This is a genomic window from Billgrantia lactosivorans (assembly GCF_003254665.1).
Lineage (GTDB): Bacteria > Pseudomonadota > Gammaproteobacteria > Pseudomonadales > Halomonadaceae > Halomonas > Halomonas lactosivorans.
On sequence record NZ_QHGY01000004.1, the window covers coordinates 241060 to 254481 of the forward strand.

Annotated in this window: 11 protein-coding genes; 4 read left to right on the forward strand and 7 right to left on the reverse strand. The window is 71.3% G+C overall.

Going from position 1 to position 13422, the window contains the following annotated elements; translation table 11 throughout:
* The first annotated feature begins 134 nt into the window (after nt 1-134).
* The 3 genes from ptsP to DIS04_RS11650 are packed head-to-tail and all read left to right on the forward strand — an operon-like array spanning nt 135 to nt 5733.
* Nucleotides 135-3017: a phosphoenolpyruvate--protein phosphotransferase gene (gene ptsP, locus DIS04_RS11640; RefSeq protein WP_111413947.1), complete on the forward strand. Its 2883-nt coding sequence runs from the start codon at nt 135-137 to the stop codon at nt 3015-3017.
* Nucleotides 3017-3991 carry a 1-phosphofructokinase gene (gene pfkB, locus DIS04_RS11645; protein WP_111413948.1) on the forward strand — a complete coding sequence of 325 codons (975 nt, stop codon included), beginning with the start codon at nt 3017-3019 and terminating at the stop codon, nt 3989-3991. Before ptsP ends, pfkB begins: the two co-directional genes overlap by 1 nt.
* Complete coding sequence (locus tag DIS04_RS11650; RefSeq protein ID WP_111413949.1) at nt 3988-5733, forward strand: PTS fructose-like transporter subunit IIB; 1746 nt, start codon at nt 3988-3990, stop codon at nt 5731-5733. The genes pfkB and DIS04_RS11650 overlap by 4 nt, the downstream gene beginning before the upstream one ends.
* Before the next feature lie 177 nt (nt 5734-5910).
* On the opposite strand, the gene DIS04_RS11655 is transcribed toward DIS04_RS11650, so the two are convergent.
* Genes DIS04_RS11655 through zwf form a run of 3 tightly spaced genes read right to left on the reverse strand, consistent with a single transcriptional unit; the run spans nt 5911 to nt 8776 of the window.
* Complete coding sequence (locus tag DIS04_RS11655) at nt 5911-6573, reverse strand: bifunctional 4-hydroxy-2-oxoglutarate aldolase/2-dehydro-3-deoxy-phosphogluconate aldolase (RefSeq protein WP_111413950.1); 663 nt, start codon at nt 6571-6573, stop codon at nt 5911-5913.
* 15 nt (nt 6574-6588) lie between these two features.
* Nucleotides 6589-7266: a 6-phosphogluconolactonase gene (gene pgl / locus DIS04_RS11660; RefSeq protein ID WP_111413951.1), complete on the reverse strand. Its 678-nt coding sequence runs from the start codon at nt 7264-7266 to the stop codon at nt 6589-6591.
* A gap of 1 nt (nt 7267) precedes the next feature.
* Nucleotides 7268-8776, reverse strand: a complete 1509-nt coding sequence (gene zwf / locus DIS04_RS11665) for a glucose-6-phosphate dehydrogenase (RefSeq protein WP_111413952.1) — start codon at nt 8774-8776, stop codon at nt 7268-7270.
* Nucleotides 8777-8972: 196 nt separating this feature from the next.
* Here zwf and DIS04_RS11670 point away from each other — a divergent pair, with 196 nt between their 5' ends.
* Nucleotides 8973-9830 carry a MurR/RpiR family transcriptional regulator gene (locus DIS04_RS11670; protein ID WP_111413953.1) on the forward strand — a complete coding sequence of 286 codons (858 nt, stop codon included), beginning with the start codon at nt 8973-8975 and terminating at the stop codon, nt 9828-9830.
* A gap of 35 nt (nt 9831-9865) precedes the next feature.
* Here the strand turns inward: DIS04_RS11670 and DIS04_RS11675 are convergent, their stop codons facing one another.
* From DIS04_RS11675 to DIS04_RS11690, 4 genes are read right to left on the reverse strand one after another with little or no spacing between them, the layout of a single operon-like run.
* Nucleotides 9866-10483, reverse strand: a complete 618-nt coding sequence (locus DIS04_RS11675; RefSeq protein ID WP_111413954.1) for a 2-dehydro-3-deoxy-6-phosphogalactonate aldolase — start codon at nt 10481-10483, stop codon at nt 9866-9868.
* A 20-nt stretch (nt 10484-10503) separates the two neighbouring features.
* Nucleotides 10504-11463: a 2-dehydro-3-deoxygalactonokinase gene (locus tag DIS04_RS11680; protein WP_111413955.1), complete on the reverse strand. Its 960-nt coding sequence runs from the start codon at nt 11461-11463 to the stop codon at nt 10504-10506.
* 10 nt (nt 11464-11473) lie between these two features.
* A complete protein-coding gene (gene dgoD, locus DIS04_RS11685; protein ID WP_111413956.1) occupies nt 11474-12622 on the reverse strand; it encodes a galactonate dehydratase in 1149 nt (382 codons plus the stop codon).
* Nucleotides 12619-13413 (reverse strand): FadR/GntR family transcriptional regulator, encoded by a 795-nt coding sequence (locus tag DIS04_RS11690; protein WP_111413957.1) that lies wholly within the window; start codon nt 13411-13413, stop codon nt 12619-12621. Before DIS04_RS11690 ends, dgoD begins: the two co-directional genes overlap by 4 nt.
* Between the last annotated feature and the right edge of the window lie 9 nt (nt 13414-13422).

Here is a 13422-nt window from a genome sequence, read left to right on the forward strand (position 1 = left end):
ATGTCGCCTTGCGAAACCATGTGAATCGTTCCAGCATGGTGAACAACAAAGGTGACACGATTCAGCATGACGACCAACCTCGTGCCATGCCGATGCCAAGACGTGTCGTCTGCCAGCGATCAGGAGGACCCAAGATGCTCACGCTACGTCCCGAGGACATCCGCCTCGACTGTCAGGCCACCGACTGGCGCGTGGCGCTGGAGCAGGCCGCCGAGTCGTTGCACCGGGCGGGACTGACCGCGCCCGCCTATCGCGACGGCCTGTTCCAGCGCGAGGCGCAGTCCTCCACCTATCTCGGCAATGCCATTGCCATTCCCCACGGCACGCCCGAGAGTCGCGAGCACGTGCGCACCACCGGCGTACGCGTGCTGCAGTACCCGGCCGGGGTCGAATGGCACGACGGCCAGCGCGTGCATGTGCTGGTGAGCATTGCCGCCCAGAGCGACGAGCATCTCGACATCCTGCGCCAGCTCACCCACGTGCTCGACGACGACGGTGTCGGCCAGCGCCTGGCGCAGGCCCGCTCGGCCGACGAGGTCGCCGCCCTGCTGTCGAAGCCGGCGGTGGAGGCACGCCTGGACGCCGACACCCTGTGCCTCGACTTTCCCGCCCGCGACGCCGGCGAGCTGGCCCTGGCCGGGGCCGCCCGGCTGCGCCAGCTCGGCTGCGTGGGCAACGGGTTCGTTACCAGCGTGGCCGAACGCGAGCTCACCGCGCTCGGCCAGGGGCTGTGGCTTGCCAGCGCCGAGCGGGACGTGGAGGCGCCGGCGCTGGCCCTGGCGACCCCGGAGGCGGCACTGGAACAGCAGGACGCTGCGGTGCGCGGCGTGTTCTGCCTGGCGGCCCAGGGCGATGCCCATCGTGGCCTGCTGGAGCGCGTCCTGGCGCTGCTCGACAGCGGCGCCGCCGCCGAGCTGCCCGGTGCCGACGCCGCCACCGTGCTGGCGCGGCTGGCCGGCGAGTCCGCCGCGGCCCAGACTCGCCTGGCCCGGGTGCTCAACGCCCACGGTCTGCACGCGCGCCCGGCCAAGCAGCTGGTGCAGGTCGCCCGCCGGCAGGGCCTGCCCATCCAGGTGCGCCTGGCCGAAGGCGGCGCCGCCGCGGTGCCGGCCACCAGCCTGACCAAGGTGATCAACCTCGGCGCCCGGCGCGGCCAGCAGCTGGCCTTCTCCGCCGAGGGCGAGCAGGCCGCGGCGGCGCTCGACGCCGTGTGCCAGGCGGTGGCCGACGGCCTCGGCGAACAGGTATTGCCGTTCGACGAGAGCCGCGAGCGCCTCACGCCACTCGCGGATACCGCTCCCCCGGAGCCGCTGCCCGATGACACCCCCCACCAGGGCGTGGCGGCCTCGCCGGGGCTCGCCATCGCCCCGGTCTTCGTCTTGCAGACGCCACGTTTCGACTACCCCGCGCGTGCCGCCGACCCCGCTGAGCAGCAGCGCCGCCTCGAGCGCGCCATCGACGAGGGCGTGGCCCAGCTCGAGGCGCTGGAGCGCGAAGCCCGCGGCGGCGAGGTGGCACAGATCCTCTCCATGCACGAGGAGATGCTGCGCGACCCCGAGCTGTTCGAGGCGGCCCGCGAGGGCATCCAGGACGGGGCCTCCGCCGAGGCCGCCTGGTGGGAGGCCATCGAGACCGCCGCCCACGCCCAGGAGATGCTCGCCGACCGGCTGCTCGCCGAGCGCGCCGCCGACCTGCGCGACGTCGGCCGCCGCGTGCTCGGCATCCTGTGCGACGTGAGCCTGCCACAACCGCCCGCGACGCCCTACATCCTGGTCACCGACGACATCGGCCCCTCCGACGTGGCGCGCCTCGACACGCGCCGGGTGCGGGGGCTGCTCACCGCCCGCGGCGGCGCCACCGCGCACAGCGCGATCCTGGCCCGGGCGCTGGGCATCCCTGCCGTGGTGGGAGCCGGCGCAAGGGTGATGACGCTGGCGCCCGGCAGCGAGCTGATCCTCGACGGCGAGCGCGGCCGGGTGATCCCGGCGCCCTCCGCCGAGCGCCGCGCCGCCGCCGAGCAGCGCCTGGCAGAGCGCCAGCGGCGCGAAGCCGAGGCGTGGGAGGCGCGCTTCGAAGAGGCCCGCTGCCGCGACGGCCACCGCGTGGAGGTGGCCGCCAACCTGGGCAACACGGCCCACGCCGCCGACGCCGTGGCACGCGGCGCCGAGGGCGTCGGCCTGCTGCGCACCGAATTCCTGTTCATGGCCCACGCCCAGGAACCGGACCTCGCCACCCAGCTCGCCGAGTACCGCGAGGCGCTCGAGGCCCTCGATGGCCGCCCGCTGGTGGCGCGCACCCTCGACGTCGGCGGCGACAAGCCGCTGCCCTACTGGCCGGTACCCCGGGAGGACAACCCCTTCCTCGGCCTGCGCGGCATCCGCCTGGCGCTGACCCGTCCCGAGGTGCTCGAGACCCAACTGCGCGCGCTGCTGATGGCCGCCGCCCCCGACGAGCAGGGCGTGCAGAGGCCGCTGCGCATCATGCTGCCGATGGTCAAGGACGTGAGCGAATACCGCGCCGCCCGCGCCATCTTCGAGCGTCTGCTCGAGGAGATACCCGCCGCCGAACGCGCCAGCGACGTGCAGCTCGGGGTGATGATCGAGGTGCCCTCGGCCGCCCTGCTGGCGCCGACGCTGGCCGCCGAGGTCGACTTCTTCTCGGTGGGGACCAACGACCTGACCCAGTACGCGCTGGCCATCGACCGCGACCATCCGGCACTTTCGGCCCACGCCGATGGCCTGCACCCCGCGGTGCTGCGCCTGATCGAGATGACCGTGGCGGCGGCCCACGCCCACGGCAAGTGGGTCGGCGTGTGCGGCGAGTTGGCCAGCGACGCCCTGGCCGTGCCGGTGCTGGTCGGGCTCGGCGTCGACGAGCTCTCGGTGAGCGCGCGACAAGTCCCGCTGGTCAAGGCGCGGCTGCGCGAGTTCGACCTCGCCGAGGCTCGTGCCCAGGCCGAGCTGGCGCTGGCCCAGGCCACCAGCGAGGCGGTCCGTGACGCCCTGGAGGCACGCTGATGGCCCGTGTGCTCACACTCACCCTCAACCCCGCGCTGGATCTCTCCGTAGGCCTTGAGCGATTGGTGCCGGGTGAAGTCAACCGCACCCGCGAGACCCACCTGACGGCGGCCGGCAAGGGCGTCAACGTGGCCCGGGTGCTGGCCGGGCTCGGCCACGATGTCACCGTGTCGGGCTTTCTCGGTGGCGACAACGATGGCCCCTTCCTGCGCGCCTTCGAGGCCATGGACGTGGAGGACGCCTTCCTGCGCGTGCCCGGCGAGACCCGCATCAACGCCAAGCTCGCCGAGGCCGACGGCCGCGTCACCGACATCAACGGCCCCGGCACGGCGATCGACGTCGTGGCCTGGCAGCGGCTGCTCGACGGGCTCGACACCCGCATCGGCGATCCGCGGCGGCGGCCCGACGCGGTGGTGATCGCCGGCAGCCTGCCGCCCGGCGTAGCGGCGGACAATCTTGCCGAGCTGACCGCACGGCTGCGCGGCGCCGGGTTACCGGTATGGGTCGATACCAGCGGCGAGGCCCTCGCCCACGCCATCGACGCTCGCCCCACCGCGGTCAAGCCCAACGAGCAGGAGCTTGTCGCCTGGGCGGGCAACCCCCTCGATACCTCCGAATCGCGGCTGGCCGCGGCGCTGCGCCTCTACGCCGCCGGCATCGAGGAGGCCGTGGTCTCCGCCGGCCCCGCCGGCGTGCTGTGGGTCAGCCGGCGCGGTGCCTGGCAGGCCGTACCCCCGCGCCTGCCAGTGGCCAGCACCGTAGGCGCCGGCGACACCCTGCTCGCCGCACTGCTGCACGGCGTGCTCTCGGGCCACCCGCCCGACCAGGCGCTGCGCCTGGCCACCGCCCTCTCCGCCGAGTCGGTTCGCCACCTGGGCGTGGGCAACCTCCACGCCGCAGACTTCCCGCAACTCCAACAACAGACCCGCGTACGTCGCCTCAACGACGTCGACGCGGGGGGAGCCTTCGCATGAACGTGATCATCGTCACCGCCTGCCCCAGCGGCATGGCCACCACCTTCCTCGCCGCCCGTCGCCTCGAGCAGGCCGCTCGCCGGCTCGGCTGGCAACCCAGCGTCGAGATGCACAGCCAGCTCGAGACGCTCGAGCCCGTCTCGGCCGAGGCCATTGCCGCTGCCGACCTGATCGTGGTGGCCGCCGACCAGCTGCCCGCCGCCGAACGCTTCCGCGGCAAGCGCCTGTTCCAGGCCGCCATCGGCGAGGCGCTGCCCGACCCCGAGGCTTTCCTCGCCCGCGCCCAGCGCGACGCCGCCGAGTACACGCTGCCCGCCACGGCACCGGCCAGGGCCACCGAGGGAGCCACCGGCGGCAGCCGCATCGTCGCCGTAACCGCCTGCCCCACCGGGGTGGCCCACACCTTCATGGCCGCCGAGGCACTGAGCGAGGCCGGCAGGAGCCTGGGCCACGCCATCCGCGTCGAGACCCAGGGCTCGGTAGGCGCCCAGGACAAGCTGACGGAAGACGAGATCGCCGAGGCCGACGTGGTGATCCTGGCCTGCGACATCGAGGTCGACCCGACCCGCTTCGCCGGCAAGCGTATCTACCGCACCTCCACCGGCAACGCCCTCAAGAAGCCGCGCCCCACCATCGAGGCGGCGCTGGCCGAGGCCGAAGTGGAGGACGCCGCGGGGGCTTCACACCGCCACGAGGCGAAGAAGAGCCTCAAGGAGAAGGGGGTCTACAAGCACTTGCTCACCGGCGTCTCCTTCATGCTGCCCATGGTGGTGGCCGGGGGGCTGCTGATCGCCCTCTCCTTCGTCTTCGGCATCGAGGCCTTCGAGCAGGAGGGCACGCTGGCCGCGGCACTGATGCAGATCGGCGGCGGCACCGCCTTCGCCCTGATGATCCCGGTACTGGCCGGCTACATCGCCTACTCCATCGCCGACCGGCCGGGCATCGCCCCCGGCATGATCGGCGGCATGCTGGCGGCGGAGACCGGCGCCGGCTTCATCGGCGGTATCCTTGCCGGCTTTCTCGCCGGCTACGTGGCGCTGGCCGTGACCCGCCACGTGCGCCTGCCGTCGAGCGTCGAGTCGCTCAAGCCGATACTGATCATTCCGCTGATCGCCAGCCTGGTCACCGGGCTGACCATGATCTACGTGATCGGCGAGCCGGTGGCGGCCATTCTCGCCGGCCTGACCCGGTTCCTCGCGGCCATGGACTCGACCAACGCCGTGCTGCTCGGCATCCTGCTCGGCGCCATGATGTGCTTCGACCTGGGCGGGCCGGTCAACAAGGCGGCCTACACCTTCGGCGTCGGCCTGCTCTCGACCCAGACCTACGCGCCGATGGCGGCGATCATGGCCGCCGGCATGGTGCCGGCCATCGGCATGGGGATCGCCAGCTTCGCCGCCCGCCACAAGTTCTCCGAGCCGGAACGTGAAGCGGGCAAGGCCTCGTTCGTGCTGGGGCTGTGCTTCATCAGCGAGGGCGCCATTCCCTTCGCTGCCAAGGACCCGCTGCGGGTGATTCCGGCGTGCATGCTGGGCGGTGCCGTCACCGGTGCCCTCTCCATGCTGGCGGGCGCTCAGCTGATGGCGCCCCACGGCGGCATCTTCGTGCTGCTGATCCCCAACGCCATTAGCCCGGTACTGCTCTACCTTGGCGCCATCGTCGCCGGCTCGCTGATCACCGGTCTGGGCTACGCCGCGATCAAGCGCGGCGCCGCCCCGGTGGCCGTCGCCGCCAACGCCTGATACCCCGCTGGCAGGCTTCCAGTGCTGGTGCATGCCGTACAGGGGCGACATGCACCAGCGCTTTTTTCGTCGGCGCCCGCCCCAGGCCGGCGGATAAAAAAAGCCCGGCCAGAAGGCCGGGCACAACGACAGCGACTGGCTGCCGAGAGAGCACAACAAATAGGTCGGCGGGATCGCTCAGTGATGGAAACGCTGGGCGGCCTCGCGCGCGAGCTGACGAATGCCGGTCCAGTCCTCGGCGTCGACGAGGGATTTCGGCGTCAGCCAGGAACCGCCCACGCACATCACGTTCTTCAGCGCCAGGTAGTCCTCGGCGTTGTCGAGGGTGATGCCGCCGGTGGGGCAGAAGCGCGCCTCGGGAATCGGCCCGGCGAAGGCCTTCAGCGCCTTGACGCCGCCACTGGCCTCGGCGGGGAAGAACTTGAAGCGGCGGTAGCCGTACTGCCAGCCGGTCATCAGCTCGGACACCGTGGCCACGCCGGGCAGCATCGGCACCGGGCTGGTGACTCCATAGCGGTATAGCGCCTCGGTGGTGCCCGGCGTGACCACGAAATCGGCGCCCACCTGCTCGCTCTGGCGATACTGGGCCGGGGTCAGCACGGTGCCCACGCCGATGCTGGCCTGGGGCAGGGCCTCCTTGAGGCGACGCACCGCCTCGAGGGCGCAATCCGTGCGCAGGGTCACCTCCAGCACCGTGAGCCCGCCCTCGACCAGGGCGCGGCCCAGCGGCACGGCGTCCTCTATCCGCTCGATGGCCAGCACCGGGATGACCTCGGCCTTGAGGCAGATGCTGTCGAGTTCGGTGGTGCGCGTGGACGGCAGCTGTTTGTCGATGGTCATGAGCAAGACTCCAGTTCAGGGGGCCCAGTAAACGGCCAGCGGACAGGAAAGGAAGGCACGGATCGGCAGTTCGCGCGAGTCGTCGCCGGACATGGCCCGGGCCAGCACGCTGCGCTTGTCGTCGCCGGTGATGTGCAGCACGTGGCGCCGTGCCTGGTGCAGCCGGTCGGCGCTCAGGGTGATGCGCGCCTGGGGCTGGCTCGGCGTGCGCGCGGCCAGCACCGGGGCATCGGTGGTGAGGGCCAGCTCCAGCTCACGGCTGTCGGGAAACAGTGAGGCGGTATGTCCGTCGCCGCCCATGCCCAGCACCACCAGGCTGGCAGGCCAGGGCAGCGCCTCGATGCGCCGGGTGACCGCAGCGACGCCCTGCTCCGGGGTCTCGTCGGCGGTGGTCAGGGGCACGAAGCTGGCCGCCGCCGCCTCGCCCTGCAGCAGGTGGCGGCGTACCAGGCGGGCATTGCTCGCCTCGTCCGTCTCCTGCACCCAGCGCTCGTCGGCCAGGGTCACGTCGACTCGCTCCCAAGGCAACGCCTGCTTCGCCAGGGACTGGAAATAGGGCACCGGCGTCGAACCGCCGGAGAGCACCAGCAGTGCCCGCTCCTGCTGCATCAGGTCCTGGCGCAGCGCGGCCCCGGTGGCTTCGGCCAGCTGCTCGGCGAGCTGTTCGCGCGGCCCGGCGGCAAGATTCGTCATGTCAGTAATCCTCGTACCAGCTGCGCCCGTCCTGGGTGATCATGGCGATGGAGGCCACCGGCCCCCAGGAACCGGCGGGATAGCGCCGCGGCGGCTCGCCCAGCTCCTTCCAGGCGGCGATCAGGCTGTCGCACCAGTGCCAGGCGTGCTCCACCTCGTCGCGGCGCACGAACAGGTACTGGCGCCCCTTCATCACCTCCAGCAGAAGGCGCTCGTAGGCGTCGGGTATGCGGGTCTGGGGGAAGGCGCTGCCGAAGTCCAGGTGCAGCGGGCCACGGCGCAGGCGCATGCCGCGGTCCAGCCCGCTGTCCTTGGTCAGCACTTCCAGCGCGATGCCCTCGTCCGGCTGCAGGCGGATGACCAGCTTGTTGGCGGCCAGGCTGCGCTGGTCGGGGTCGAAGATGTAGTGGGGCTGCTGGCGAAAGTGCACCACGATCTGCGACAGCTTCTCGGGCATGCGCTTGCCGGTGCGCAGGTAGAACGGCACCCCGGCCCAGCGCCAGTTGGCCACGCCGGTCTTCATGGCGACGAAGGTCTCGGTCTCGCTCTCGCGGTTGGCGCCCTCCTCCTCGAGGTAGCCGGGCACCCCCTTGCCGTTGATGGTGCCGGCAATGTACTGGCCACGCACCACGTCGCGGTTGAGCCTGGCCTCGCTGAAGGGCTGCAGCGCCTTGAGCACCTTGACCTTCTCGTCGCGGATGGCGTCGGCATCGAGGTTCGCCGGCGGGTCCATGGCGATCAGGCAGACCAGCTGCAGCAGGTGATTCTGGACCATGTCGCGCAGCTGGCCGGCGCGATCGAAGTAGCCCCAGCGCCCCTCGATGCCGACCTGCTCGGCCACGGTGATCTCCACGTGGGAGATGTGGTTCTGGTTCCACTGGGTGCCGAACAGGGGGTTGGCGAAGCGCAGCGCGATCAGGTTCTGGACGGTCTCCTTGCCCAGGTAGTGATCGATGCGATAGACCTGGGACTCGGGGAACACCTCGCCGATGGCGTCGTTGATCTCGCAGGAGGATTCGAAGTCGTAGCCGATCGGTTTCTCGACCACCACCCGGGAGAGCTCGTCGAGACACCCCCCGCCCTGCAGATTGCGACAGATCTCGCCGTACAGGCTCGCCGGCACGGCGAGATAGACCACCAGGGGGCAGACCACGGTGTCGTGGCGCACGGCCTCGCGCCATTCGCTGATGCCGCGATAGCCCTCGGCGGTGGCGAAGTCGAGCTGCAGGTAGTCGAGGCGCGCGGTGAAGCGCTTGACGGCCTCGCGGTCGAGCTCCGCGGGCTTGACGTAGGTCTGCAGGGTCTCGGTGATGCGGCGGCGGAAGGCGTCCGGCTTCAGCTCCTGGCGTGCCAGCCCGAGGATTCGCGTATCGTCATGCAGCAGGCCCTCGCGATCGAGATGATAGAGCGCCGGATAGAGCTTGCGCAGCGACAGGTCGCCCAGGGCACCAAACAGCGCGAGATCGATGACCGGCCGACTCTCTTCCTCTGGCCGCGTGGTTGCCTTCATGTCCGCCCCCATCTGGTTAATTTACACAAAAAATACGGAAAAGCGGGCCTTCGATCAACAGATATTTTGTAATATTACACGCAAAATAGCCTGTGCCGATACATCAGTTCGCCCCCGACCGAGACTCCGCGATAGGATAGCCGGCGTTGATGTTGTTAAATCACTACATTACCAGCCTGAGAGAGTCCCATCCGCCATGGCCCATCACGACCTGCTGCAACGTATCCGTCAACGCCTCGAGGAGCTCAACCGCTCAGAGCGCAAGGTAGCAGACGTCATCCTGGCCGACCCGGCCCGGGCCACCGGCCTGAGCATCGCCAGCCTGGCCCAGGCGGCCTCGGTCAGCGAACCCACGGTGAACCGTTTCTGTCGCAGCTTCAATGCCAAGGGCTATCCTGACTTCAAGATCAAGCTAGCCCAGAGCCTGGCCGGCGGCACGCCCTATGTCAGCCAGTCGGTGGAGCCCGGCGATGCGGCGGCGGACTATACCCGCAAGATCTTCGGCGCCACCATCGCCGCCCTGGACGAGGCCAGCCGCACCCTCGACCCGGCGCGCATCGAGCGCATGGTGGACTACCTGATCCAGGCCAAGCAGATCCACTTCTTCGGCCTGGGTGCCTCCGGCGCCGTGGCCCAGGACGCCCAGCACAAGTTCTTCCGCTTCAACCTGCCGGTGACCTCCTACGTCGACGTGCTGATGCAGCGCATGGTCGCCTCGGCCTGCCACACCGGCGACGTGGTGGTGGTCATCTCCTGGACCGGGCGCACCCGCGAGCTGGTCGACATCGCCCGCCTGGCGCGCGAGAGCGGCGCCGTGGTGCTTGGCATCACCGCCCCGGGCTCGCCGCTGGCCGTCGAGTGCACCGAGACCCTCGAGGTCGCCACGCCGGAGGACACCGACGTCTACATGCCGATGACCTCGCGCATGATCCAGCTGACCCTGATCGACGTGCTGGCCACCGGCGTCACCCTGCGTCGTGGCGAGGACTTCCTGCCCCACCTGAAGAAGATCAAGGACAGCCTGCGCGACACCCGCTACCCGCCCCGCGGCTGAGCGCACCGCACCGCCAGCACGGCGCGAACCGCGTGTCAGGTCGACGCCTCGCCATCGGCGGCGCGCCAGGCCGCCACCAGGGCTCGGGCCTGCTCGCCCACCTGCGCGGGCGACTGCCCCGGCCGGTAGAGAGCGCTGCCCAGGCCGGCACCATCCACCCCCGCGGCTCGCCAGGCGGCAAAGTCACCCACGCCGATGCCGCCCACGGCGAAGAGCCGGCTCCCGTCGGGGAGTACCGCCCGCAGCGCCTGCATCCCGGCGATGCCCACCTGCACGGCGGGGAAGAGCTTGAGGCCGGTAGCGCCGGCCTCCAGAGCATCGAAGGCCTCCGAGGGCGTCAGCACGCCGGGCCAGCTGTGCATGTCGAGACGGCGGGTCGCCTCGATCACCGCGGGGCGGCAGTTGGGCGAGACCACCAGCCGACCGCCGGCGGCATGCACCTCGCTCACCTGGTTCGGGTGGAGCACCGTGCCGGCGCCCACCAGGGCGCGGTCGCCGAGCGCCTCGGCCAGCCGACGGATGCTTGCGAGCGGCTCGGGAGAATTGAGCGGCACTTCCAGGGTGGCGATGCCGGCGGCCAGCACCGCCTCGCCTACCGCCACCGCGTCGTCGGGGGTGATACCGCGCAGGATGCCGATCAGGGGCAGGGACATGGGGATTCTCCTTGCAGGTGTCATGGCGCGGCCTGGGCCAGGCCGAGGCCAGCCAGCACCGCCGCGTCGCCGTCGAGGCGGCGGCTGGCGTGGCCGAGCGCCTCGAGGGCCAGGGCGTAGCGGGCGGTGAGCGCCGCGCCACCAACCAGCGTGACGGGGGTAGACGACAGCTCGTTTGCCAGCCCGGCGAGTTCCAGGCCGATGACGAGCCCGGAGAGGCGAGCGCCCAGCCGCGCTTGCCGCGCCGCGCCGCTGGGCAGCGTGCCGTCGAGCAGGTCGGTGGCGCGCAGGCCGAACAGCCACTGGCTGAAGCCCCCGGGCGCGGCGGCTGCCTCGCGCACCGCGTTGACGAACGCCTCGCGGCAGCCCGCTGCATCCAGCCCGGCGTCGGCCACCGAGTGCCGCAGCACCGAGCGGCTGGCCAGCAGCTGGTAGAGCTCCCCGCTGAGCGCGGTGGTGAAGCGCATTACCCCGCCCGCCTCGAGCCAGGCCCACTTGGCGTGGGTGCCGGGCAGGCAGACCAGCCCCGTGAAGCCGGGCTCGCGCGCCACCAGGCCGGCCAACTGGGTCTCCTCGCCGCGCATCACGTCGAAGCCTCGCCCCGCCCCGTCGGCGTGCTGGCACAGCCCCGGCAGCAGGCGCACGGCCAGCCGCCGGTCGCGCACCGCCGGGGCGACGGCCCCGTGGGCCAGTTCGTCCAGGCGCGCCGGCACCGGCAGGTAGGCCGCCTCGTGCCAGCCCTGGCGGGCGCCGGCCATGCCGCAGACCCACACCGGCACACGCCCGGCAGCGGGCAACCAGCCAGCGACCGCCTCGAGCAGCGCGGGCTCGTAGCCCTCGGGCACCAGCGACAGCATGCCCCGGTCGCTGCCGCCGCGGGCCAGCACGTCACCCTGGGCATCCATGGCCCAGGCACGCAGGTGGCTCGAGCCCCAGTCGACGGCGACCCACGCCAGCCGTTCCGCTATTGCATCGCTCATCGCCGCTCCCTCACCATTCGGCGACGGAGCCGTCTTCATGGCTCCACACCGGGTTGCGCCAGCGGTGCCCCACCTGGGCGCGCTCCTCGACGAAGGCCTCGTCGATCTCGACGCCGAGGCCCGGCCCCTGGGGAATGGCACAGAAGCCCTCCTCGATGGCCAGCGCCGACTTGTCGACCAGGTAGTCGAGCACGTCGTTGTCGCGGTTGTAGTGGATGCCCATGCTCTGCTCCTGGATGAAGGCGTGGTGGCATACCGCATCCAGTTGCAGCGAGGCGGCCAGGGTCAGCGGGCCGAGCGGGCAATGGGGCGCCAGGGCCACGTCGTGGGCCGAGGCCAGCGCGGCGATCTTGAGCCCTTCGCTGATGCCGCCGCAGTGGGAGAGGTCGGGCTGGATGATGTCGACCATGCCGTCGGCAAGCAGGTCGCGAAACTCGAAGCGGGTATGCAGGCGCTCGCCGGTGGCCAGCGGGTAGCCCAGGCCACCGGCGATGTGCCTGAGCACCGGCAGGTGCTCGGGGGCCACCGGCTCCTCGACGAACATCGGGTGGAACGGCTCCAGCTCGCGCAGCAGCGCCTTGGCCATGGGCCGATGCACGCGGCCGTGGAAGTCGATGCCGATGCCGACCTCGGGACCGACCGCCTCGCGCGCCTCGGCCACCCGCGCCACCGCCTCGTCGACCTTGCGGTGCGAGTCGACGATCTGCAGCTCGGCGGTGCCGTTCATCTTGACGGCGGTGAAGCCTTGTTCGACCAACGCCCGGGCCCCTTCGCCCACCTCGCTCGGCCGGTCGCCGCCGGTCCAGGCGTACATGCGCATGCGCTCGCGCACCGCGCCGCCCAGCAGCTGGTGCACCGGCACGCCCAGGTCGCGGCCCTTGAGGTCCCACAGCGCCTGGTCGATGCCGGCGATGGCACTCATCAGGATGGGGCCGCCGCGGTAGAAGCCGGCGCGATAGAGAATGTTCCACAGGTGTTCGATGCGGTGCGGGTCCTGGCCGACGAGGTAGTCGGCGAGTTCGTGAACCGCGGCCTCCACGGTGGCGGCACGGCCCTCGATGACCGGCTCGCCCCAGCCGTAGCAGCCGCTGTCGGTCTCGATCTTGAGGAACAGCCAGCGCGGCGGCACCTGCCAGGTCCTGAGTCGGGTGATCTTCATGCGGAGCGCTCCTTGGCGTTGGGTTCGGCCACCGGGACGGTGGCGGGTCGGGAGGCCGCGTCGGCGACGATCCCCAGGTCGACGGCGGTGCGCCGCAGCACGTCGGCGGCGGCCGCTTCGGCGGCGTCGGCATCGCGGCCACGGATCGCCTCGAGCAGCCGGCCGTGGCGCACCAGGCTGTCCTCCAGGCCGTCCGGATGCGGCTGCAGGTGGGCCTGGGAGCGCTGGATCAGCGCGACGATGGAAGGCCGCAGCAGATGGCCCATCTGGCGCCACACCAGGTTGTGGCTGGCGCGGTAGATGGCGGTGTGGAAGGCCACGTCGTGCTCGGCATGCTGCGCACTGGCCTCCGGCCTGCCGGCGGTGCGCCGCATCCCCCGGTAGGCTACCTCCAGGCGCTCGAGATCTTCCGCTTCGGCAGCCTGGGCCGCCAGCCGCGCGACGGCGGGCTCCGCCGAGTGGCGAAAGGCAAAGATCTCGCGCAGCAGCTGGGCATCGGGCGTCTCGATATCGCTCATCCAGGCGCTGACCAGCGGATCGAGCAGGTGCCACTCGTCGATCTCGCAGACCACGCTGCCCCGTCCCGCGGTGCGCTCGATCAGCCCCAGCGCGACCAGGGTCGCCAGGGCGTTGCGCACCTGGTTGCGGCTGACCGCGAAGTGTTCGCAGAGGTCACGCTCGCGGGGAAAGGTCTCGCCGGGGCGCCAGCGCCCGGCCAGCAGGGCCTGACCCAATAGCCGGGCCAGGCCGTCGGCGCCGCCCTGATGGCGCGGCAGCGAAGCCAGTGTCATGAGGCCTCC

Excerpts from the sequence above, each read along its gene's own strand:
- DIS04_RS11690 (WP_111413957.1), bottom strand. The coding sequence starts at position 13,413 with ATGACACTGGCTTCGCTGCCGCGCCATCAGGGCGGCGCCGACGGCCTG.
- DIS04_RS11675 (WP_111413954.1), bottom strand. The coding sequence starts at position 10,483 with ATGTCCCTGCCCCTGATCGGCATCCTGCGCGGTATCACCCCCGACGAC.
- dgoD (WP_111413956.1), bottom strand. The coding sequence starts at position 12,622 with ATGAAGATCACCCGACTCAGGACCTGGCAGGTGCCGCCGCGCTGGCTG.
- pfkB (WP_111413948.1), top strand. The coding sequence starts at position 3,017 with ATGGCCCGTGTGCTCACACTCACCCTCAACCCCGCGCTGGATCTCTCC.
- DIS04_RS11655 (WP_111413950.1), bottom strand. The coding sequence starts at position 6,573 with ATGACCATCGACAAACAGCTGCCGTCCACGCGCACCACCGAACTCGAC.
- ptsP (WP_111413947.1), top strand. The coding sequence starts at position 135 with ATGCTCACGCTACGTCCCGAGGACATCCGCCTCGACTGTCAGGCCACC.
- DIS04_RS11650 (WP_111413949.1), top strand. The coding sequence starts at position 3,988 with ATGAACGTGATCATCGTCACCGCCTGCCCCAGCGGCATGGCCACCACC.
- DIS04_RS11680 (WP_111413955.1), bottom strand. The coding sequence starts at position 11,463 with ATGAGCGATGCAATAGCGGAACGGCTGGCGTGGGTCGCCGTCGACTGG.
- pgl (WP_111413951.1), bottom strand. The coding sequence starts at position 7,266 with ATGACGAATCTTGCCGCCGGGCCGCGCGAACAGCTCGCCGAGCAGCTG.
- DIS04_RS11670 (WP_111413953.1), top strand. The coding sequence starts at position 8,973 with ATGGCCCATCACGACCTGCTGCAACGTATCCGTCAACGCCTCGAGGAG.
- zwf (WP_111413952.1), bottom strand. The coding sequence starts at position 8,776 with ATGAAGGCAACCACGCGGCCAGAGGAAGAGAGTCGGCCGGTCATCGAT.